This is a genomic window from Phaeobacter sp. JH20_34 (assembly GCF_048056095.1).
Classification (GTDB): Bacteria; Pseudomonadota; Alphaproteobacteria; order Rhodobacterales; family Rhodobacteraceae; genus Phaeobacter; species Phaeobacter bryozoorum.
The window spans coordinates 137082-158311 of sequence record NZ_JAYMWT010000019.1 but is presented as its reverse complement, the minus strand read 5'-3'; the positions used below and the strand labels follow the sequence as shown (position 1 = coordinate 158311).

21 protein-coding genes are annotated in these 21230 nt (G+C 59.6%); 15 read left to right on the top strand and 6 right to left on the bottom strand.

Annotation, left to right across the window (positions count from 1 at the left end; genetic code table 11):
• Positions 1 to 3: 3 nt before the first annotated feature.
• From VWZ81_RS13930 to sucC, 4 genes are all read right to left on the bottom strand, one after another.
• A complete protein-coding gene (locus VWZ81_RS13930; protein ID WP_416543361.1) occupies positions 4 to 2961 on the bottom strand; it encodes a 2-oxoglutarate dehydrogenase E1 component in 2958 nt (985 codons plus the stop codon).
• A 265-nt stretch (positions 2962 to 3226) separates the two neighbouring features.
• Positions 3227 to 4111, bottom strand: coding sequence for a succinate--CoA ligase subunit alpha (gene sucD, locus VWZ81_RS13925; protein WP_008559701.1), 885 nt, complete (start codon positions 4109 to 4111; stop codon positions 3227 to 3229).
• A gap of 74 nt (positions 4112 to 4185) precedes the next feature.
• The gene (locus VWZ81_RS13920) at positions 4186 to 4704 is read right to left on the bottom strand and encodes a hypothetical protein (protein WP_416543360.1); all 519 of its coding nucleotides are present in this window, start codon (positions 4702 to 4704) and stop codon (positions 4186 to 4188) included.
• A 4-nt stretch (positions 4705 to 4708) separates the two neighbouring features.
• A complete protein-coding gene (gene sucC / locus VWZ81_RS13915) occupies positions 4709 to 5902 on the bottom strand; it encodes an ADP-forming succinate--CoA ligase subunit beta (protein ID WP_340544296.1) in 1194 nt (397 codons plus the stop codon).
• Positions 5903 to 6260: 358 nt separating this feature from the next.
• Between sucC and VWZ81_RS13910 the strand changes: the two genes are divergently transcribed.
• Positions 6261 to 6803, top strand: coding sequence for an AAA family ATPase (locus VWZ81_RS13910; protein WP_416543359.1), 543 nt, complete (start codon positions 6261 to 6263; stop codon positions 6801 to 6803).
• Positions 6804 to 6906: 103 nt separating this feature from the next.
• Here VWZ81_RS13910 and mdh read toward each other — a convergent pair whose 3' ends face one another.
• Positions 6907 to 7869 carry a malate dehydrogenase gene (mdh, locus tag VWZ81_RS13905; protein WP_340544298.1) on the bottom strand — a complete coding sequence of 321 codons (963 nt, stop codon included), beginning with the start codon at positions 7867 to 7869 and terminating at the stop codon, positions 6907 to 6909.
• A gap of 163 nt (positions 7870 to 8032) precedes the next feature.
• Between mdh and VWZ81_RS13900 the strand changes: the two genes are divergently transcribed.
• Complete coding sequence (locus VWZ81_RS13900; protein ID WP_416536451.1) at positions 8033 to 8788, top strand: sulfite exporter TauE/SafE family protein; 756 nt, start codon at positions 8033 to 8035, stop codon at positions 8786 to 8788.
• Positions 8789 to 8964: 176 nt separating this feature from the next.
• On the opposite strand, the gene VWZ81_RS13895 is transcribed toward VWZ81_RS13900, so the two are convergent.
• Entirely contained in the window at positions 8965 to 9294 is a 330-nt protein-coding gene (locus VWZ81_RS13895; RefSeq protein ID WP_340544300.1) for a hypothetical protein, read from the bottom strand.
• Positions 9295 to 9677: 383 nt separating this feature from the next.
• On the opposite strand from VWZ81_RS13895, the gene VWZ81_RS13890 reads away from it, so the two are divergent.
• The 13 genes from VWZ81_RS13890 (at position 9678) to VWZ81_RS13830 (ending at position 21155) form a co-directional block, all read left to right on the top strand.
• Positions 9678 to 10532, top strand: coding sequence for an HpcH/HpaI aldolase/citrate lyase family protein (locus tag VWZ81_RS13890; RefSeq protein WP_340544302.1), 855 nt, complete (start codon positions 9678 to 9680; stop codon positions 10530 to 10532).
• Positions 10533 to 10567: 35 nt separating this feature from the next.
• Positions 10568 to 11116 (top strand): NnrU family protein, encoded by a 549-nt coding sequence (locus VWZ81_RS13885; RefSeq protein ID WP_416543358.1) that lies wholly within the window; start codon positions 10568 to 10570, stop codon positions 11114 to 11116.
• Between the two features lie 6 nt (positions 11117 to 11122).
• The gene (locus VWZ81_RS13880) at positions 11123 to 11326 is read left to right on the top strand and encodes a DUF1737 domain-containing protein (RefSeq protein WP_340544304.1); all 204 of its coding nucleotides are present in this window, start codon (positions 11123 to 11125) and stop codon (positions 11324 to 11326) included.
• Positions 11326 to 12357: a MaoC family dehydratase gene (locus tag VWZ81_RS13875; protein WP_340544305.1), complete on the top strand. Its 1032-nt coding sequence runs from the start codon at positions 11326 to 11328 to the stop codon at positions 12355 to 12357. The genes VWZ81_RS13880 and VWZ81_RS13875 overlap by 1 nt, the downstream gene beginning before the upstream one ends.
• Positions 12358 to 12382: 25 nt before the next feature.
• Entirely contained in the window at positions 12383 to 13015 is a 633-nt protein-coding gene (locus VWZ81_RS13870; RefSeq protein WP_416543357.1) for a histidine phosphatase family protein, read from the top strand.
• A 32-nt stretch (positions 13016 to 13047) separates the two neighbouring features.
• Entirely contained in the window at positions 13048 to 13737 is a 690-nt protein-coding gene (locus VWZ81_RS13865; protein WP_416543356.1) for a DUF1194 domain-containing protein, read from the top strand.
• A 192-nt stretch (positions 13738 to 13929) separates the two neighbouring features.
• Positions 13930 to 14313, top strand: coding sequence for a succinate dehydrogenase, cytochrome b556 subunit (sdhC, locus tag VWZ81_RS13860; protein ID WP_416536455.1), 384 nt, complete (start codon positions 13930 to 13932; stop codon positions 14311 to 14313).
• An 18-nt stretch (positions 14314 to 14331) separates the two neighbouring features.
• Positions 14332 to 14703, top strand: coding sequence for a succinate dehydrogenase, hydrophobic membrane anchor protein (gene sdhD / locus VWZ81_RS13855; protein ID WP_340544311.1), 372 nt, complete (start codon positions 14332 to 14334; stop codon positions 14701 to 14703).
• A 15-nt stretch (positions 14704 to 14718) separates the two neighbouring features.
• A complete protein-coding gene (sdhA, locus tag VWZ81_RS13850; protein WP_416543355.1) occupies positions 14719 to 16524 on the top strand; it encodes a succinate dehydrogenase flavoprotein subunit in 1806 nt (601 codons plus the stop codon).
• Positions 16525 to 16614: 90 nt separating this feature from the next.
• On the top strand, positions 16615 to 17526 hold the full coding sequence (locus VWZ81_RS13845; RefSeq protein ID WP_416543354.1) for a hypothetical protein: 912 nt from the start codon (positions 16615 to 16617) through the stop codon (positions 17524 to 17526).
• A 150-nt stretch (positions 17527 to 17676) separates the two neighbouring features.
• A complete protein-coding gene (locus tag VWZ81_RS13840; RefSeq protein WP_340544315.1) occupies positions 17677 to 18456 on the top strand; it encodes a succinate dehydrogenase iron-sulfur subunit in 780 nt (259 codons plus the stop codon).
• A 539-nt stretch (positions 18457 to 18995) separates the two neighbouring features.
• A complete protein-coding gene (locus tag VWZ81_RS13835; protein ID WP_416543353.1) occupies positions 18996 to 20177 on the top strand; it encodes a type III PLP-dependent enzyme in 1182 nt (393 codons plus the stop codon).
• A gap of 102 nt (positions 20178 to 20279) precedes the next feature.
• Positions 20280 to 21155: an urea carboxylase-associated family protein gene (locus VWZ81_RS13830; protein ID WP_416543352.1), complete on the top strand. Its 876-nt coding sequence runs from the start codon at positions 20280 to 20282 to the stop codon at positions 21153 to 21155.
• Positions 21156 to 21230: the final 75 nt, after the last annotated feature.

The following is a 21230-nucleotide window of genomic DNA, read 5'->3' as shown; positions in this document are numbered from 1 at the left end:
GTGTTATCCTTCGATGCTCAGCGCTTCGTTGACGAGCGCAGCTTGTTGGGCTTTGTGTTCGCTGGCCAGACCCGTCGCGGGTGAGGCCGATGTGGCGCGACCGACATAGATCGGGCGGCTGTTCTTGGCGCCGATACGGGTCAGCACCCATTCGATATTCGGCTCGATGAACGTCCAGGCACCCTGGTTCTTGGGCTCTTCCTGGCACCAGACCATCTCGGCGCCCTTAAAGCGCTCCAGCTCTTTTACGAGGGAGATGGCAGGGAAGGGATAATACTGTTCGATCCGCATCAGGTAGATGTCGTCGATGCCGCGCGCGTCACGTTCTTCCAGCAAGTCATAGTAGACCTTGCCAGAGCAGAGCACCACGCGCTTGATCTTGTCGTCGGCCACCAGCTTGGTGTCGGAGTTGCCGTGCTGTGCATCATCCCACAGCACCCGGTGGAAGCTTGAGCCGGTGGTGAACTCCTCGGCCTTGCTGACCGCCAGCTTGTGACGTAGCAGCGATTTCGGCGTCATCATGATCAGCGGCTTGCGGAAGGTGCGGTGCAGCTGACGACGCAGAATGTGGAAGTAGTTTGCCGGTGTCGTGCAATTCGCCACAATCCAGTTGTCCTGGCCGCACATCTGCAGGAAGCGTTCCAGACGGGCGGAGGAATGCTCCGGGCCCTGACCTTCGAACCCGTGCGGCAGCAGGCAGACGAGGCCTGACATACGCAGCCATTTGGACTCGCCGGAGGAGATGAACTGGTCGAACATGATCTGGGCGCCGTTGGCGAAATCGCCGAACTGGGCCTCCCACAGGGTCAGCGCATTGGGTTCCGCCAGCGAGTAGCCATACTCGAACCCGAGGACAGCATATTCCGACAGGGCGGAATCGATCACCTCATACTGCGACTGGCCGCTGCGGATGTTGTTCAGCGGATAGTAGCGCTCTTCGGTCTCCTGGTTCACGATGCCGGAATGGCGCTGCGAGAAGGTGCCGCGCGTGGCATCCTGACCGGCGAGGCGGACAGGGTAGCCTTCAGTCAGCAGCGAGCCAAAGGCGAGTGCTTCACCGGTCGCCCAGTCGATGCCTTCACCGGTCTCGAACATCTTGCCACGGGCTTCAAGGAAACGGCCGATGGTCTTGTGGATCGGGAAGCCCTCCGGCACGCGTGAAAGTGCGGTGCCGATTTCGTTCAGGGTGTCCGGCTTGATGGCGGTACGGCCGCGCTGATACTTGGCGCCGTGCTTGTCGAGGTGCGACCAGCGTCCGTCCAGCCAGTCCGCCTTGTTCGGCTTATAGTTCTTTCCGGCTTCGAATTCCTCGTTCAGGCGAGCCTGGAACGAGGCTTTCATATCCTCAATCTCGCCCTCGGGGATCAGCCCGTCCTTCACCAGACGTTCGGTATAAAGCGACAGCGTGGTCTTGTGGCCCTTGATCTTCTTGTACATCAGAGGGTTGGTGAACATGGGCTCGTCGCCCTCGTTGTGACCAAACCGGCGGTAGCAGAAGATATCCAGAACCACGTCCTTGTGGAACTTCTGCCGGAACTCGGTCGCGACCTTCGCGGCATGGACCACCGCTTCCGGGTCATCGCCGTTGACGTGGAAGATCGGCGCCTCAACCACCAGCGCGTTGTCGGTGGGATACGGAGAGGAGCGAGAGAAATGCGGTGCGGTGGTAAAGCCGATCTGGTTGTTCACCACGATATGCATGGTGCCGCCTGCCTTGTGGCCGCGCAGCCCTGACAGGGCGAAGCATTCCGCCACGACCCCCTGGCCGGCAAAGGCCGCATCACCGTGCAACAGGATCGGCAGAACCTTGCTGCGATCGTGGTCTTTCAGCTGATCCTGCTTGGCGCGCACCTTGCCCAGAACCACCGGATTTACCGCTTCGAGGTGAGAGGGGTTGGCGGTCAGCGACAGGTGGACGGAATTGCCATCGAATTCACGATCTGATGACGCGCCAAGATGATATTTCACATCGCCCGATCCATCCACGTCTTCGGGTTTGAAGCTGCCACCCTGAAATTCGTTGAAGATCGCCTTGTAGGGTTTCTGCATCACATTGGCGAGCACCGACAGGCGGCCCCGGTGCGGCATCCCGATCACGATGTCTCGGATCCCCAGCGCGCCACCGCGCTTGATGATCTGTTCCATCGCCGGGATCAGGCTCTCGCCGCCATCAAGGCCAAAGCGTTTGGTGCCCATGTACTTGACGTGCAGGAATTTCTCGAAGCCCTCGGCCTCGACCATCTTGTTTAGGATCGCCTTGCGCCCTTCGCGGGTGAAGGTGATTTCCTTGTCGTAGCCCTCAATCCGCTCCTTCAGCCAGCTGGCCTGCTCGGGGTCTGAGATGTGCATGTACTGCAGGGCAAAGGTGCCGCAGTAAGTGCGTTTCACGATGTTCACGATCTGGCGCATCGAGGCGACCTGAAGACCCAGAACATTGTCGATGAAAATCGGGCGATCCATGTCGGCTTCGCTGAAGCCGTAAGTGCGCGGATCCAGCTCGGGGTGCTGGGCGTCCTCGCGCATACCGAGCGGATCAAGATTAGCTGCCAGATGGCCGCGGATCCGGTAGGCCCGGATCAGCATCAAGGCCCGGATCGAATCCAGCACGGCGCGCTGGACCTGATCGTCGGTCACTTCGACACCCTTGGCGGCAGCCTGCTCCTTGATCTTCTTGCCGGCGCTCTTGCTCTCTTCCGGGGCGGGCCATTCGCCGGTCAGCGCGGCCGTCAGGTCGTCATTGGGAGCAGGCGGCCAGTCGGAGCGCGCCCAGGAGGGGCCTGCGGCCTCGGCCTTCACGTCGAGCTCTGCGTCCCCCATCTGCCGGAAAAACTCCGCCCAGGCGGCATCCACCGCATTGGGGTCATTGGCATATTGGGCATAGAGCTGCTCCAGATACTCCGCGTTGTGCCCCTGCATGAAGGAGGAGGCATGGAAGAGATCGTTAGGGCTCTGGTCGGTCATGAGAGTACCTCTTGCGGGTTGGGACCGGTTTTGGTGCGACCTTGGGTCAATGCGTTGCAGCCTGATCAGAAGGCGTTTCGGAAGAGTAAAACGCCCTCGGAATCCTGCAGCAGATAAGAACGGCCTCTGGAGGTAACAATCTTATCTGCAAAAGGATCCCTGAAACGGGAAGACGAGCGGCCCGGACAGCCGCTCGGTTCCCGGACAGACAGGGTGTGCCCGTCCGGGATTTGGTCCTTGATGCCATATGAGGCAGCCTTCGGCATTATTTGCCGATAGCTTTCAGAACGGCCTCGCCCAGGGTGGCCGGGCTGTCAGCCACAACGATACCAGCGGATTTCATCGCTTCGATCTTGTCCTCTGCGCCACCTTTGCCGCCTGCGACGATCGCGCCGGCGTGGCCCATGCGACGGCCCGGAGGGGCAGTACGGCCTGCGATGAAGCCAGCGACCGGCTTCCAACGGCCTTTTTTCTTCTGCTCGGCGAGGAATTCTGCCGCTTCTTCTTCAGCGGAGCCACCGATCTCACCGATCATGATGATGGATTCGGTTTCCGGATCGTCCAGGAACATATCCAGCACGTCGATGTGCTCGGTGCCCTTGATCGGGTCGCCGCCGATGCCCACAGCGGTGGACTGGCCGAGACCGATATCGGCGGTCTGCTTAACAGCTTCATAGGTCAGGGTACCCGAGCGGGACACAACGCCGACCGAGCCACGCTTGTGGATGTGGCCGGGCATGATGCCGATCTTGCAGGCATCTGGAGTGATGACGCCGGGGCAGTTCGGGCCGATCAGACGCGATTTGCTGTCTTCCAGCGCGCGCTTCACCTTCATCATGTCCAGAACCGGGATGCCCTCGGTGATGCAGACAATCAGCTCCATTTCGGCGTCGATGGCCTCAAGGATGGAGTCAGCCGCGAAGGGCGGTGGCACGTAGATCACGGAGGCATTCGCCTCGGTGACGTGCTTGGCTTCGTGCACGGAGTTGAACACCGGCAGGTTCAGGTGGGTCTGGCCACCTTTGCCGGGGGTCACGCCGCCGACCATCTTCGTGCCATAAGCGATGGCCTGTTCGGAGTGGAAGGTGCCCTGCGAGCCAGTAAAGCCCTGACAGATCACTTTGGTGTTTTCGTCGATAAGGACTGCCATTTTAGGAGTCTCCTTATTAGTGCGGCTTGGCCGCTGTTACAGCGCTGTGGAATCTAAGCTCTCCAGCAAATGCCTTAGTTCGCGAGGTGGACAGAAACGATAGTCCCCGAGGTTGAAGCCTGAAGGCTGATCTCATTCGTGCCCTTGATGAAATAGGTGAACTTTCTGCCTTTTCTGAACGTCCTTACTTCCTTGCGGTAGCCCTGCGCAGAAAGAACACGTTCAGCTCTCGCGAAATATGAAACCATTTCATTGCGGGTTTTCGGGGTGATTGTCACAAAACACTCATCTCCCCGAACCGTGGTAACGTATACTTTGGGGTCCTCGAAGCTTGAGGACGCTAGGAAAGGCTTAGTTGACCAAGCGTCCAAACTTTTCCTGAAGCCGACATTGCTCAAGGTCTCAATAGGAGTTCCTGACTGCAAATAACCAATGCAAAATTTGACACCATGGTCAAAGGCTGCATCTGCTGAAACAGATGTTTGGCTGGACCCCGCTGCCGCAGTTTGAGGCTGCGTGTCTTGCGTGGCTGAGCCAGTGGTCTGGCATGCAGCAAGCGCTAAAATCGGAAGGGAGAAGATGAGCTTCCGCAAAGAATTACCCTTTCACCGCTTTCACGATCTTCTCGGCGCCGTCGGACAGGTTGTCGGCTGCGATGACATCAAGACCGGAGTTGTTGATGATGTCTTTGCCGGCTTCCACGTTGGTGCCTTCGAGGCGAACAACCAGCGGAACCTTCAGGCCGACTTCTTTCACCGCGGCGACCACGCCTTCGGCGATGACGTCGCAGCGCATGATGCCGCCGAAGATGTTGACCAGGATGCCTTTGACGTTCGGGTCAGAGGTGATGATTTTGAACGCTTCGGTCACTTTCTCTTTGGTGGCGCCGCCGCCAACATCGAGGAAGTTCGCAGGCTCAGCGCCGTAGAGTTTGATGATGTCCATGGTGGCCATCGCCAGACCCGCACCGTTCACCATGCAGCCGATCTCACCGTCCAGAGCGATGTAGTTCAGATCGTATTTGGAGGCTTCCAGTTCCTTGGGGTCTTCCTCGGTGGTGTCGCGCAGCTCGGAGATATCGGCGTGGCGGTAAACCGCGTTGCCGTCGAAACCGACCTTGGCGTCCAGGACCTTCAGATCGCCACTGTCGGAGACGATCAGCGGGTTGATCTCCAGCATTTCCATGTCTTTTTCGACAAATGCCTTGTAGAGCTGGCCCATCAGTTTGACGCATTGCTTGATCTGCTGGCCCTCAAGACCCAGCGAGAAGGCGATGCGGCGGCCGTGGAACGGCTGGTAGCCGGTTGCCGGATCAACGGAAAAGGACAGGATCTTCTCGGGGGTGGCTTCCGCCACTTCCTCGATGTCCATGCCGCCCTCTGTGGAGCAGACAAAGGAAATGCGCGAGGTCTGGCGGTCCACCAGCAGCGCGAGGTAAAGTTCGGTCTGAATGCCGGAGCCTGCCTCGATGTAGATGCGGTTCACCTGTTTGCCGGCCGGGCCGGTCTGGTGGGTCACAAGCGTGCGGCCCAGCATTTTTTTGGCTTCGTCAGCGGCTTCTTCGACCGACTTGGTCAAGCGCACGCCGCCTTTTTCGCCCGCGTCGGCTTCCTTGAAGGAGCCTTTGCCGCGGCCACCTGCGTGGATCTGAGCTTTGACCACCCAGAGCGGGCCGTCCAGCTCACCAGCTGCGGTTTTGGCATCTTCTGCCTTGAGCACCACACGCCCGTCCGAAACCGGCGCGCCGTAGCTGCGGAGGAGGGCCTTGGCCTGATATTCGTGGATGTTCATCTGAAACTGTCCCGTCTGGCTGCAATTGTCTTGTCTAATACGCCGTCATGGCGCCAATGTTTAAAGGGTTTTCTCACAGCTGGTAAAGAATTCCCGAAGATTTATCGAATTTGTGATCACAGTTTTCCGGCGTGTGATCACAAATTTACAGAATGTGAATGCAGTTGATTCGATGGGAGAGGTTTGGATCCTGACCGACCGTAAGATGCCCGGATGCGGCATTCGACCGCCCGGACGCCGCGCGTGTGGCACGAACTGGGCATGTGGGGTCGCCGTCTCAGCGGGGCACGGCAGAGATTTCCAACACCGGAGCGCTGAGGCGACGGGCAGTTTCCATGATGCAAAAGGGGGGGGCTTCATGACCGAGGGGACAGCGCGGCATGTCATTCTTTCGGGATGTTCAGGGGGTGGAAAATCCACTCTACTGACCGAGTTGGGACGGCGCGGGTTTGCGACCGTGGCCGAGCCGGGGCGTCGGATCGTCGCCGAGGAAAAGCTGGGGAGCGGCGCTGCGCTGCCATGGGTGAATATGGAAGCGTTTTCGCGACGGGCGATGGATCTTGCGCGCGAAGATCGCCGCGGCGTTTCTTCTACCCGGGGATGGGTGTTCTTTGACCGGGGGATGGTGGATGCGGCGGTCGCGTTGTCGCATGTCACCGGACGGCCTGTTGGCGATATTCTGGCCAAATCCGAACGCTACCACGATCTGGTGGTCCTAACGCCGCCCTGGGCGGAGATCTATTGCCAGGACGCCGAGCGGCAGCATGGTTTCGGACAGGCTGTTGAGGAGTATGACCGCCTGGTAATGGCTTATCGACGGCTCGGCTATCGTGTCGTTGTCCTGCCTAAAACGACTGTTGCGGCTCGAGCCGATATCGTGCTGCGCCTTCTTGGGATCTAACTGGGTACGGGAGGGGGCGGCTTCCTGCTGGAGGCCGTGCGGCAAGAAAAAGGCCCGCCAAGATGGCGGGCCTTCTAAAATGACGTGTTTCTTGCCGTCGAATTCAAGCCAATGAGCCGTCGATACCTTTGCAGGCTTCGACCAGGCCTTTGACTGCGTTGACTGAATTGTCGAACATTGCCTGCTCGTCTGCGGTCATCTTGATGTCGATGACGCGTTCGATACCTCCGGCACCAATCACCGTGGGCACGCCAACATACATGCCTTTAAGGCCCAGAGCACCATCAACATAAGCCGCGCAGGGCAGGACGCGCTTTTGATCTTTGAGGTAGGCTTCTGCCATTTCAATCGCCGAGGTGGCGGGCGCGTAGAAGGCCGACCCGGTTTTCAGAAGGCCGACAATCTCGGCGCCACCGTCACGGGTGCGCTGAACGATCGCGTCGAGTTTCTCCTGGCTGGTCCAACCCATTTTCACCAGGTCCGGCAGCGGGATGCCCGCGACGGTGGAGTAGCGTGTCAGCGGAACCATCGTGTCGCCATGTCCACCCAGCACAAAGGCGGTGACATCTCTCATGGAGACGTTGAATTCTTCAGCCAGGAAGTGACGGAAGCGGGCGCTGTCCAGAACACCGGCCATGCCGCAGACCTTCTCGTGGGGCAGGCCCGAGAACTCGCGCAGGGCCCAGACCATTGCGTCCAGCGGGTTGGTGATACAGATCACAAATGCGTCCGGCGCGTGGTCACGGATGCCTTCGCCGACGGATTTCATAACTTTGAGGTTGATGCCCAGAAGGTCATCGCGGCTCATGCCGGGCTTGCGCGGGACACCGGCCGTGACGATGCAGACGTCGGCGCCTGCAATGTCCTCATAGGACTGGGTGCCCTTCATTTTGGCATCGAAGCCCTCCGAAGGACCGGATTCTGCGATGTCGAGCGCCTTGCCTTCAGGGGTGCCTTCGGCAATGTCGAACAGGACGACATCGCCGAGTTCTTTCAGTGCTGCGAGGTGGGCAAGTGTGCCGCCGATCTGGCCTGCGCCGATCAGGGCGATTTTGGGTCGAGCCATTGGAATATCTCTCCGGTCCGGTTGTGATTGCCGGGAGGACTAAGCCCTTCTGTGTCTTGGCGCAAGATCCCTGCGTGGCTACGGCTGATCTGCCGCAGACTGTTCATTTCGGACGGATCTGTTTAAAAAATCGACATATGAGGCACTTAGAGGGATTTCTCAGATGCCCGAGATCACGGTTATGTTTTTTCTGGTGGCGGTTCTGGCAGTTACCTTCGCGGGTGTTTCCAAGGCGGGCTTTGGTTCTGGTGCTGCCTTTGCCTCATCCTCGATTCTTGCTCTGATTGTGGAGCCTGGTGTAGCACTAGCCTTTATGTTGCCGTTGCTGATGCTGATTGATGTGGCATCACTCCGACCGTACTGGGGGCGCTGGCGGATGCGCGAGTCGCTTTTGCTGATTGTCGGCGGTTTGCCCGGTGTGCTGTTGGGGGCTGTCTTCTACCGATCTGTCGACGCAGATGCCATGCGGATCCTCATCGGTGTCATCTCGGTGGGGTTTGTGGCTTGGCAGCTGTCGGGGCATCTGCGGGCGCGATTGGCAGAGCCGCGTGAGAACGCTGATGTGACCGGGCTGTTGGCCGGACTGGTTGCGGGGTTCACCAGCTTTGTAAGCCATGCCGGCGGGCCGCCGGCGGCGGTCTATCTGCTGGGGCGCAACATGACCAAGACGGAATATCAGGCCTCTACCGTATTGGTGTTTGGCGTTCTGAATATGGCGAAGTTCGTGCCCTATGCGATGCTTGGGTTGGTGACCCCGGCATCGTTGACACTTGATCTGATGTTGGCGCCCTTTGCCTTGCTGGGGGCCTGGATCGGGGTGCGGCTGCACCACCGGGTATCTGAGCCGCTATTTTTTGGACTGACCTATGTTTTATTGCTGGCCACGGGGACCAAGCTGATCTGGGATGGGTTGACCTAATGATCGACCCCGCCCCAAAGGTTTAAAATGCCGGAGCCAGAGAAATCCAGGTGTCTTTATCCGTGCCCGTAGTCCCGGTCAGCCAGATTGGCAGAGGGCCGTTTGCTGCTCCCCTCCGCCGCTAGACGAACCGACCAATTGGGCAGGTGGTCTTCTGTCTTCGGGTGGGCCGTCTGTCAGGCGTCACTGTCGACAGCTGGGAGCGCCTCAGCCAGGAACTCAAAGGATTGGCCCGAGGCAACAAGGCATGTCACCCCACCCGGCGTTGTGATCGTGATTGTCCAGCTGCCAGTGTCGGCCGAGGCGAATGTTTCCATCACGACACCACGTTGGCCAATCCCAATGCTTTGGCGGCTTTCACCGTAGCGCTCAGCCAGCCGTTTCACGACCTGATCGCGGGGCGCGCAGTTATTGCTGGTTTGTGCCGCCGCCGGCAGGGCCATAAGGCCAAGTGCCGCCAACGTGGCGCCTTTGAGAACTGCAACTTCAAACGTCTTCTTCAACATGGGTTTTACCCTTTCCGGAAGATCCGGCAGCGGGGCGGTCCCTCGGGTCGTGTGATCCGACCCGGGCGGGTCATGCATCGCGCCGGTATCGCGTCATCGTCTGCGCGGATCTGTTTGCCCGCTCCCGGAAGGGTCATGCCGTTTTGGTTCGGTCCTCATCCGGTCTGAAAAGTGTTGCAAATAGATGCTGACATCCCATTAACGCAGAGTTCTCCTTGATTTTTCTTTAAAATAATAAATCGTTCCAAGTGTTTAGGTTTTCACGGTGACTCGTTTCCAACCGGTGTGATGTCGGGAATTCTGCGCTGCGGCGTAATTTCACTTGAAAGCTTCCTTTCACTTGGGTACCCGTTTGCGCAACAAAATGTCTCAGGAGGTCGCTCATGGATCCGCGCACACGTCCCTATCGTTCGGTACTTTACATCCCCGGTTCCAAGCCTCGCGCGCTCGACAAAGCGCGCAGCCTGCCTGTGGATGCGATTATCTTTGACCTCGAGGATGCCGTTTCTGCCGATGAGAAGGAAAACGCCCGGGCGACGCTGGCGGCGGCACTGGACGAAGGGGGGTATGGCGGTCGGATGAAAATCGTTCGGATCAACGGTCTGGACAGCCGCTGGGGCGCCGCGGATGCAGAGGCGGCGGCCGAGATGGATTGCGATGCAATACTGCTGCCCAAGGTGTCCTCTGCCGCTGACTTGGATCAGCTGTCCAAGGTCACAGGCGATACGCCGCTCTGGGCAATGATGGAAACGCCTCGCGGCATGTTGAACGCAGCAGAAATCGCCGCACACCCGCTGCTTCAGGGCATGGTGATGGGCACAAACGATCTCGCCAAGGAGCTACAGGTCCGTTTCCGCGCGGATCGGCTGCCGTTGATGGCCGGGCTCGGTCAATGTCTGCTCGCGGCAAAGGCGGAAGGGGTCATTATTGTGGACGGGGTCTATAATGCCTTCAAGGATGGCGAGGGCCTTGCAGTGGAGTGTGCCCAGGGCCGCGACATGGGGTTTGACGGCAAGACGCTGATCCATCCGGCGCAGGTTGATGTGGCGAATACGGCCTTTGCTCCGTCAGAGGATGAGATTGACCTCGCCCGTCGTCAGATCGCGGCCTTCGATGCAGCCGAAGCAGAGGGGCAGGGGGTCGCGGTGGTCGATGGCAAGATCGTCGAAAACCTGCATGTCGCCACGGCCCGCGAAATTCTCGCAAAAGCGGATGCAATTGCGGCGTTTTCCGCCTAGGCGTTGGGTCAGTCATATTTCTTGGGGAGACTGACATGGCATTGTTGCTTCTAGGCATCCTGATCTGGTGGGGCGCGCATTTCTTCAAAAGGCTGGCGCCGGATGTGCGCGCCGCAATGGGGGGTCGTGGCAAGGGGATGATGGCGCTTGCGCTGCTTGTAAGCGTTGTCTTGATGGTGATCGGCTACCGCAGTGCCGAATCCTTCGATCTGGCGCTGCCGCCCCCGTTTCTTACCCATATCAACAACACTCTGGTGTTGCTTGGCCTCTACTTTACCAGTCCTGGCCCCAGCAAGGGGGCGCTGTTTTACAAGCTGCGTCACCCCATGCTGCTCGGCTTTGCGATGTGGGCCGTGGCGCATCTTCTGGTGAATTGGGATCCGGCCTCTTTTGTGCTCTTTGGCAGTATGCTCGTCTGGGCGCTGGCTGAAATGGTTGTGATCAACCGGTCCGAGCCGAACTGGACGCCGAACCCCAAAGGCAGCATCGCAAAAGATGGGATGTTCCTTGTCGCGTCGATCGTGCTTCTGGGGGTGATCGGCTATATCCACGGGCTGGTTGGCCCTTCGCCGTTTCCGGGGTGATCGCTGATGAAACTCTACCGTTTTCTGTCCGAGGACGACACCTCGGCCTTCTGCCACAAGGTGACCGATGCACTGAACAAAGGGTGGGAGCTTTATGGCAGCCCCACCCAGACCTTCGATCCGGTGAAGGGTATCATGCGCTGTGGTCAATCTGTGGTGAAAGAGGTGCCCGGCACCTATACCCCTGACACCAAATTGGGAGATCACTAATGGCCAAGACCAATCCGGGCCGGTTCTTTGAGGACTATGCCGTCGGCGACGTGCTGCATCATGCGGTGCCGCGGACGGTTTCAGGTGGGGAGCGCGCATTGTATCATGCGCTCTACCCGGCGCGACATGCGCTCTATTCCTCGGATGAATTTGCGCGCGGATGTGGTCTGGCTCAATCGCCGCTGGAGGATCTGGCGGCGTTTCACATGGTTTTTGGCAAAACCGTGCCGGATGTTTCGCTGAATGCGGTGGCGAACCTCGGTTATGCGGAGGGGCGCTGGCACCTGCCTGTTTACCCGGGCGACACCCTGCGCGCCGAGAGTGAGGTGATTGGGGTCAAGCAGAACTCAAACGGAAAGTCCGGCGTGGTCTACGTGCGGACGCGTGGCCTCAACCAACATGATGATTGCGTGCTTGACTATGTTCGCTGGGTGATGGTGCGCAAAGGCGATCTGGACGTCCCTGCGCCGGAGACCTGCATTCCGGACCTGGCCAGGGTGATCTCTGCTGAGGAGCTGGTCATTCCTGCCGGGCTGGATTTTTCCAACTATGATTTCACGCTGGCAGGCGAGACGCATCGCTGGGGCGACTATGAGGTTGGCGAGCAGATAGACCATATTGACGGGGTCACTGTTGAAGAGGCTGAGCACATGCTGGCCACGCGCCTGTGGCAGAACACGGCCAAAGTGCATTTCGACACCACCGCGCGGCCCGATGGCTCACGATTGATCTATGGTGGTCATGTGATTTCCATGGCGCGGGCGCTGTCGTTCAACGGCCTTGCCAATGCACAGATGATCGTGGGGCTGAATGGAGGCGCCCACGCAAACCCCTGCACATCCGGCATGACCATTCGCGCCTGGTCGGAGGTTCTGGACAAGGCGGAAACCGCGGCTCCCGGGGTTGGGGCAATCCGGTTACGTCTGGTTGCGACGAGTGGCGGTGCTCCGTTCCAGCTGAAGGGGGATGACGGCAAATATCGGCCCGAGGTCCTGTTGGATCTGGACTATTGGGCGCTGATGCCACGATGACCTACGCGGGATCAATGGGTGTGAAATGATCGAACTTGATCCCGCCACTGTTCTTTACATCACGCATCCGCAGGTGGAGATAGACGCGGCTGTCGCCCCGCCTGATTGGGGGCTGTCCGCGGTCGGCTCAGCGCGGGTGGCGCACCTGGCGCAGCGTCTGACGATATTGCAGCCGACAGGCAAGGCGGCGGTGATCGCCAGCGCCGAACGCAAAGCGGTCGAGACCGCCGCGCCGCTGGCCGCCGCGCTTGGGGCGCTGGTCAGCTGTCGACCGGACACGCATGAGAACGATCGCTCCAGCACAGGGTATCTTTTGCCTGACGCCTTTGAGGTGCAGGCTGATGCCTTCTTTGCGAAGCCGTCGCAGTCGGTACGAGGCTGGGAGAGAGCTGTGGATGCGCAGGCGCGGATCCAGCGGGAGGTTCAGGCGGTGGAGCAGGATTACCCGGATTCAGCGCTAGTTTTCTGTGGTCACGGGGCGGTCGGCACACTGCTATACTGCGCCTTGAGGGGCGTGGCGATTGACCGGCGCTGGGATCAGCCCGCTGGTGGCGGCAATTGGTTCGCCTATGATCGGCACAGCCGCCAGGTGCTGGGTCACTGGGCGCCGATCGAGACCCTGTTTGCGGGACAGCGGGCGGGCTGCGAAAAACGATAGGGCAACCGCCCGGTTTTCGCTAAGCTTGGAATATGCGGATCCTTCGACTGTGCGTTATTATGCTTGTGACACTGGCGCCGATGCAGGCGCGGGCGTGCGATCTTGCCTTGGTTCTGGCGGTTGACGTCTCCGGCAGCGTCGATGTCGAGGAATACCGCACGCAGATGGAGGGATTGGCTGCGGCGCTGCGCGATGGGATCGTCGCCGAGGCTCTGGTGCGGGCACAGGCGCGGGTAGCGCTAATTCAATGGTCGGGCAGCGGGCGCCAGGACCTGACGCTCAGCTGGCGCAGCGTCACAGATTTCCCGGCGGTCGACCGGCTGGCTGCGGATATTGCCAGTGCTCCGCGCCCCTGGCGCAACTACGCAACCGGCATCGGTGAGGCACTGCAGCTGGCGTTGGAGCAGTTCCAGCTGGTGCCGAGCTGTCGCCGCCGGGTGATCGATGTTTCTGGTGACGGGCCGTCGAATGAGGGGATCGAGCCGACGGCGATGCGCGGTGCTCTCAGCGCGGCAGGGGTGACTGTCAATGCGCTTGCAATTGAGGAGAGCGAGCCGGATCTGACGGCGTATTTCTTTGAACAGCTCATTCACGGACCCGGCGCCTTTGTTCAGACTGCGGCCAGATTCGACGACTATCCAGATGCGATCCGCAAAAAACTGTTGCGGGAAGTGGCACAGCAAAATGCAGATTTGGGCAGCTTTGTCCCGTCAGTCCATTAAATTCGCGAACACCATGTGATTCTGTAAGGATTCACCTATATGCTGTTTTGTGATCACTTACCGGAACCGTGTGATCACATATTGTTGTTTTCGTAGCATTCCCAAAAATAACTGCGCATTTTTACCGCTCGTTTGCGTGACAGGACGCAAAAAACCGCTAAAACGTCGTCAGCTAACCGGAAAGGAGCCAACATGGCCGATGTAAATCGGGGCAACCGCCCGCTTTCGCCACATTTGCAGGTCTACCGCCCGCAGATCACTTCGATCACCTCGATCCTGACGCGGATTACGGGCAATGCCTTGCTTGTGAGCGCGCTATTGATCGCCTGGTGGTTTCTGGCGGCGGCAACTTCTGAAGATTATTTCCGCACCGCAAATGCGGTGATGACCAGCTGGCTCGGCGACATCGTGATGAGCCTGTCAGTGCTGGGCCTCTGGTACCACACGCTGGCCGGTGTGCGTCACCTGATCTGGGACAACGGCAAGATGTTGGATCTGGAACCCGCGCAGAAACTGGGCTGGGCCGTCATTATCGGATCGGTTGTTCTGACCGTCCTCACCCTTGTTATCGTCTGAGCTGAAGGAGCCGTCGCAATGCGCTATTTGACAGATCGCAAGCGTGCCGTTGGCATGGGTGCAGCAAAATCCGGTACAGCACATCACTGGTCGATGCAGGTCAGCTCCATTGGATTGCTGATCCTGGTTCCGCTGTTTGTCTTCACCTTTGGCTCCGCGCTGGGGGGATCCTACGAAGAGATCACAGCCTATTACGCGCGCCCGTTCCCGGCGCTGGTTGCTCTGCTGACCATCTGGGTGGGCATGATGCACTTCAAATCCGGCGCGCAGATTATGATCGAAGACTATGTTCACGGTTTTGCAGGTCGTCTGACGATTATTCTGATCACCTGCCTGTCCTATGCCGTGGCCGCTGTCAGCGCCTATGCGCTGATCCGCCTGGCCCTGTAAATTCCGAGGTTCTCAATGGCTGCTTACGAATACGAAACACATGATTATGACGTGGTCGTGGTTGGCGCCGGTGGTGCTGGCCTCCGTGCGACCCTCGGCATGGCAGAACAGGGCCTGCGCACAGCCTGTGTGACCAAGGTGTTCCCGACCCGCTCCCACACCGTCGCGGCGCAGGGCGGCATCGCGGCATCGCTGTCAAATATGGGGCCTGATCACTGGCAGTGGCATATGTATGACACCGTCAAGGGGTCTGACTGGCTGGGTGACACCGACGCGATGGAATATCTGGCCCGTGAAGCGCCCAAGGCGGTTTATGAGCTGGAGCATTACGGCGTGCCGTTCTCGCGTACCGAGGAAGGCAAGATCTACCAGCGTCCCTTTGGCGGTCACACCACAGAGTTCGGCGAGGGTCCCGCAGTGCAGCGGACCTGCGCCGCTGCGGACCGGACCGGCCACGCCATTCTGCACACACTCTATGGTCAGTCGCTGAAGAACAATGCTGAGTTCTATGTCGAGTATTTCGCCATCGACCTGATCATGTCCGAGGACGGGCAGTGTCAGGGCGTTGTCTGCTGGAAGCTGGACGACGGCACCATGCATGTTTTCAACGCCAAGATGGTTGTGCTGGCGACCGGCGGTTACGGCCGGGCGTACTTCTCTGCCACCTCGGCGCATACCTGCACCGGCGACGGCGGCGGCATGGTGGCGCGCGCAGGCCTGGCGCTGCAGGACATGGAGTTCGTTCAGTTCCACCCGACCGGGATCTACGGCTCCGGCTGTCTGATCACCGAGGGCGCGCGTGGCGAGGGTGGCTATCTTACCAACTCCGAAGGCGAGCGGTTCATGGAGCGCTATGCGCCCCAGTATAAGGACCTCGCGCCGCGTGACTATGTTTCGCGTTCGATGACCATGGAAATCCGCGAAGGTCGCGGTGTTGGCGAGCATGGCGACCACATTCACCTGAATCTCAGCCACCTTCCGGCCGAGGCGCTCGCCGAGCGGCTGCCGGGTATTTCCGAAAGCGCCAAGATCTTTGCCGGTGTTGACGTGACCAAGGAACCGATCCCGGTTCTGCCCACGGTGCACTACAACATGGGCGGTATCCCGACCAACTATTGGGGCGAGGTGCTGAACCCGACCGCAGGTAACCCGACCGCCGTTGTGCCGGGCCTCATGGCTGTGGGCGAGGCGGGCTGCGCCTCGGTGCATGGTGCCAACCGTTTGGGGTCGAACTCGCTGATCGACCTCGTGGTCTTTGGCCGCGCCGCAGCGATCCGTGCGGGCAAGGTTGTCGATGCGGATGCCCCGAACCCGGTGCTGAACCAGGCACAGGTCGACAAGGCCTTTGATCGGTTTGATGGTCTGCGCCACGCGAAGGGCGGTATTCCAACCGCTGATCTGCGTCTTGAGATGCAGCGCACCATGCAAAGCGACGCTGCCGTGTTCCGCACCTCGGAGACCATGTCCGAAGGCGTAACCAAGATGACAGCGATCGCTGCTAAGCTTGATGATCTGGCTGTGACCGATCGGTCTCTGGTGTGGAACTCGGACCTGATGGAAACGCTGGAGCTGACCAACCTGATGCCAAACGCGCTGGCCACTATCGTTGGCGCCGAGGCGCGCAAGGAAAGCCGTGGCGCCCACGCGCATGAGGATTTCACCAACCGAGACGACGAAAACTGGCGGGTTCATACCGTCAGCCGCGTCGATGGCAACAAGGTGGATCTGTCCTATCGCCCGGTGATCGTCGAGCCGCTCACCACTGAGGCCGAAGGTGGCATCAGCGAGGCGAAGATCGCGCCCAAAGCACGGACCTTCTAAGAGCGTGATGCAGGCAGCCCCAGCATATCAGATTGCAACATTTCCCCGCATACGCGGGGGAGTGGCGACATCTGTGCAGGTGGTCGCGTGATGGCGACAGGCCGGACATCGTCGGTGACGCCGGTTGCAGGCGTTGTTGGCAATGCGGGCTGTTGGCCAGAACTCGGCTGGCGGCCCGATGCTGCGCTGCGGATGTTCGGGATGCGTCGTTCCGGCAATCATGCGGTTGCCAATTGGTTGCAGCGCAATGCGCCGCACGGACAGGCGTTGTTCTTCAACAATTGCAAATCGGGCCGGGGGCCGCTGGCGCATCATCAGGGAGTGGAGCGCAACGCTGTGCAGCTGGCGCGCCATGATACGCGCGATCTGGCAGGGTTGGGGGCAACGCTGGGGGCCGGTGGCCTTTTGCTCATCTCATATGAGGATACGGTGCCGTCGGACTTCGGTCTGGAACGGCCAGTTTCCGGTGATCTGGACGAGACTCTTCTGAGCGGTGATATCCTGTTGCTGCGTGGGTTTCTGAACTGGTCGGCCTCGCTTTTGAAGAAGCTACAACGGAACCCGGATTTCACGGTAGCGTATCGTAGCGCTTCGGTGCTGCGGGCGATCGACAGCTACCGCAAGATGCTGGAGTTGGTCGCGCAGGCGGATGATCTCGCTCTGACCGTGATTGACTATGATGTCTGGATACATGACGCGGAATACCGCTCCGCTCTGCTGGATCGACTGGGGCTGCCCTGCGTTGACAATACCCTTGGCAAGGTTCAGCGCTATGGCGGTGGTTCGTCCTTTGATACGCCAGAGGCTGGCGCCGATTTTGATTTGCGGACGGATCAGCGCTGGCAGCGCATGTCCGGTGACGCTGAGTATCAGGCGATCCTGCATATCGCAGCGCGTGACACGGCACTGCTTGCCGCGCTGAGCCGACACTACCCTGACGATGCCAAAAGGCTTGCGTCGCTTGCAGATCAGACGCCGATAGCGGCGGGAGGGCTGCGCTGATGCTGCCCTGCGCCTGCCAGATTGCGACCGACCGGGTCGCCACACCGACAGATCTTCGTTCCGGCCCTGCCGGAGCGCGGACACCGATCTCCTGCCAGCGCAGCGCTTTGTGCCTGTGGCTGGCGGGCAGCTAAGCAAGGAGAACGATCTATGGTCGAATTCGCACTTCCGAAAAATTCCAAGATCACCACGGGTAAAACCTGGCCCAAGCCCGAAGGCGCAACCAATGTGCGCAAATTCAGCATCTACCGCTGGAATCCGGATGACGGCAAGAACCCGCAGGTGGATACCTATTTTGTCGATATGGACAAATGCGGTCCGATGGTTCTGGACGCGCTCATCAAGATCAAGAATGAGATCGATCCGACCCTGACATTCCGCCGGTCCTGCCGCGAGGGGATCTGCGGCTCCTGTGCGATGAACATCGATGGGATCAACACCCTGGCCTGTATCTACGGCCTCGATGAGATCAAGGGCGACGTAAAGATCTACCCGCTGCCGCATATGCCGGTGGTGAAGGATCTGATCCCTGATCTGACCCATTTCTACGCCCAGCATGCCTCGATCATGCCATGGCTGGAAACCAAGACCAACCGCCCCGCGAAAGAGTGGAAGCAGTCCATCGAGGATCGCAAGAAGCTGGACGGGCTGTATGAATGCGTCATGTGCGCCAGCTGCTCGACATCCTGCCCGAGCTACTGGTGGAACGGGGATCGTTACCTTGGGCCGGCCGCGCTGCTGCACGCCTACCGCTGGATCATCGACAGCCGCGATGAGGCAACCCCTGAGCGTCTGGATGAGCTGGAGGATCCGTTTAAGCTCTATCGCTGCCACACCATCATGAACTGTGCGAAGACCTGCCCGAAGGGATTGAACCCGGCCAAGGCAATTTCGCATATCAAGCAGATGATGGTTGAACGCGCGGTTTAAGCCCTGCCAAGCTTTGATTAGGGAGAACGCCGCTCACCTGCTGTGGGCGGCGTTCTGCGTTGTCGAGCAGCCACTGCGCCCCGAAGTTGCGGCTGACAGTGGGGATCGGTAAACAGGCGATATGCCAGTGTTGATCCTCTTTCTGTTGCTCGGTGTCCTTGGATATTTCCTTTGGCGCCACAATACATCCACCCTCAGCCGGGATTGTCGCTGGCGTCAGGAAAAGTCGGCGAGCCAGTGGCGCTGTGCATCCTGTGGTGCCGTCCAACCAGGAGACGGTGCGCCGCGTGCATGCCTCAGACCTCGAAACACCGGGTAAGTGTTGCAATAGGTGCATGGCTGAAATCTGATCAAATTCCCCATGAAAATAAGGGCTTCAGTGGCCCAGAAAACTCTTGATCGACTCGTGTGTTTGGTAGATATGGCGGACAGACGCCAACGCACGCGCCTCTGTCCCAAGGGTTATCCCCCATGGTTACGTAGCGACGGTAACGTCTCTGATTGAAGTGAGCGGTCATAGATGGCCGGGTCTTTTGGAGATGACCATGAACGCAAACGTAACCGGGCAACTTGCCCGTCAAGATGCTATTGTCCCCGTTTCTCGCCACCTGTCCTATATCGCACAGACCGCGTTTGACCGCCCGACACTGGTGATTGACAGCCAAGCTGTTGCCCGGCAATACGCCGCCCTGGCCCAAGGCCTTGGGCGTGCCCGAATCCACTATGCGGTAAAAGCCAATCCAGAAGCGCAGATTCTGCGTCGGCTCACCACTATGGGGGCAAATTTCGATGCGGCCAGCCGCGCCGAGATTGAAATGTGTCTGGCTGCAGGCGCAAGGCCTGGCCAGATTTCCTTCGGCAACACCATCAAACGGCCGAGCGATATCGCCTTTGCTCATGAGATCGGGATCACCCATTTCGCGGTTGATGCCTTGGCCGAGCTGGACAAGCTGGCCGCCCATGCGCCTGGTGCCCATGTCTGCATTCGCCTGCTGGTCGAAGCCACCGGGGCGGATTGGCCGCTCAGCCGCAAGTTCGGCTGCTCCAGTGCGATGGCGCTTAGCCTGATGGACCGCGCCCGCGAGCTTGGGTTGATTGTCTCCGGCGTATCCTTCCACGTTGGCTCGCAAACCCGCGAGCCGCAGATGTGGGCTGGTACGCTTGATCAGGTTGCCCAGGTTTGGCAGGCCGCAAAATCCGCCGGTCATGAGCTGACCCTTCTGAACATCGGTGGCGGTTTCCCGGCGAGCTACGGCACCGAGGTGATGGCCCCTAATCGCTATGCGCAGGAGGTCATGGCGCTCGTGGAGGCACGTTTCCCCGACGCAATCGAGATCATGGCGGAACCCGGTCGTGGCCTGGTGGCTGAGGCTGGCGCGATCGCGGCCGAAGTGTTGCTGGTCTCGCGCAAGGATGCGCACGATCTGCACCGCTGGGTCTATCTGGATATCGGCAAATTTTCAGGCCTGGCGGAAACCATGGACGAGGCTATCCGCTACCGGATCACCACCGATCATGGGGATGAGCAGACCGGCCCCTGCATTCTGGCGGGCCCGTCCTGTGACAGTGCTGATGTGCTCTATGAAAAGCAGCTCTACCAGCTGCCGCTTGATCTGAAAGCAGGGGATCGCGTTGTGATCCATTCCTGTGGAGCCTATACGACGACCTACGCCTCCGTTGGCTTCAACGGCTTTCCACCGCTCGATGCGGTGGTGATCTGATCTCGGATCTTTGATCAGCAGGGCCTGAGCACCCTGCAATGTCGGCTTGTTTCCGGCGGCTGCATTGGATTTCATGGCGCAAACAACAGAGAGGTTTGCGCCATGTCCGCTACTGATTTTCCCGGCACCGAGGCACAGCCTCCCGAAGATGCAGAGCAACGGCGTGCCGTGGCGCCAGTCATCTGCTACCCGAACGAGACATTGCCCAAGCCGGATCTGTCGCGATATCGGACTGCTCGTGAGACGGCGCAGAAAACCGCCGAAGTATTGGTCTCGCCGCGGGAGGCGGCCTGTTTCAGCGTCTCTGCTGGAAGCTTCTTTCGTATCACGTCGGTCGAGGGGCCGCAGGTCGGGGACCTCAATCTCTGGAACAGTGCTGATCTGACCGAGCGCTTTTTCTCCGGCAAGACGCGTGCGCTGCATGGAACTCATGTAACCACGGGGGAGAGGCTGTGGAGCAGCCTGCCGCATCTGCGTCCGATGGCGACCATTGTTGCGGATAGCCTGGGCTGGTACGGGATCGACGGCTATGGCGGCTCGGTTCATGACGTGATCGGCACCCGCTGCGACCCCTACACCGGTAACCTGCTGTCTGGCGGCCACTATCATCATTGCTGCCATTCCAACCTGACCCGGGCGCTGGCAGATCATCTGGATATGCCACTGGACGCAGCCGAGCCGCATATTCACGATGTCCTGAACGTATTCATGTGTACCGGATTTACTCGTGACACCGGGCAGTACTTCATGAAAGCGAGCCCAGTGCGCCCAGGCGACTATCTTGAGTTTTTTGCGGAAATTGACCTCTTGGGCGCATTGAGCGCCTGTCCGGGAGGCGATTGTGGTGACGAACACACAAGTGACACCGCGTCCTGTCATCCGTTGTTGATTGAGGTCTTCACCCCCGAAAGCGGTGCATTGGGAGATTGGCGGCCACCTGCGCGCAACGGGTATGACCGTAGTCACGGGCGCGGTTGAGCCTGTCTGCTGGCAGAACGAAAAAGGCAGCGCGATCGGCGCTGCCTTTTCTATGGGTCTTTGCGATTTCTCAGT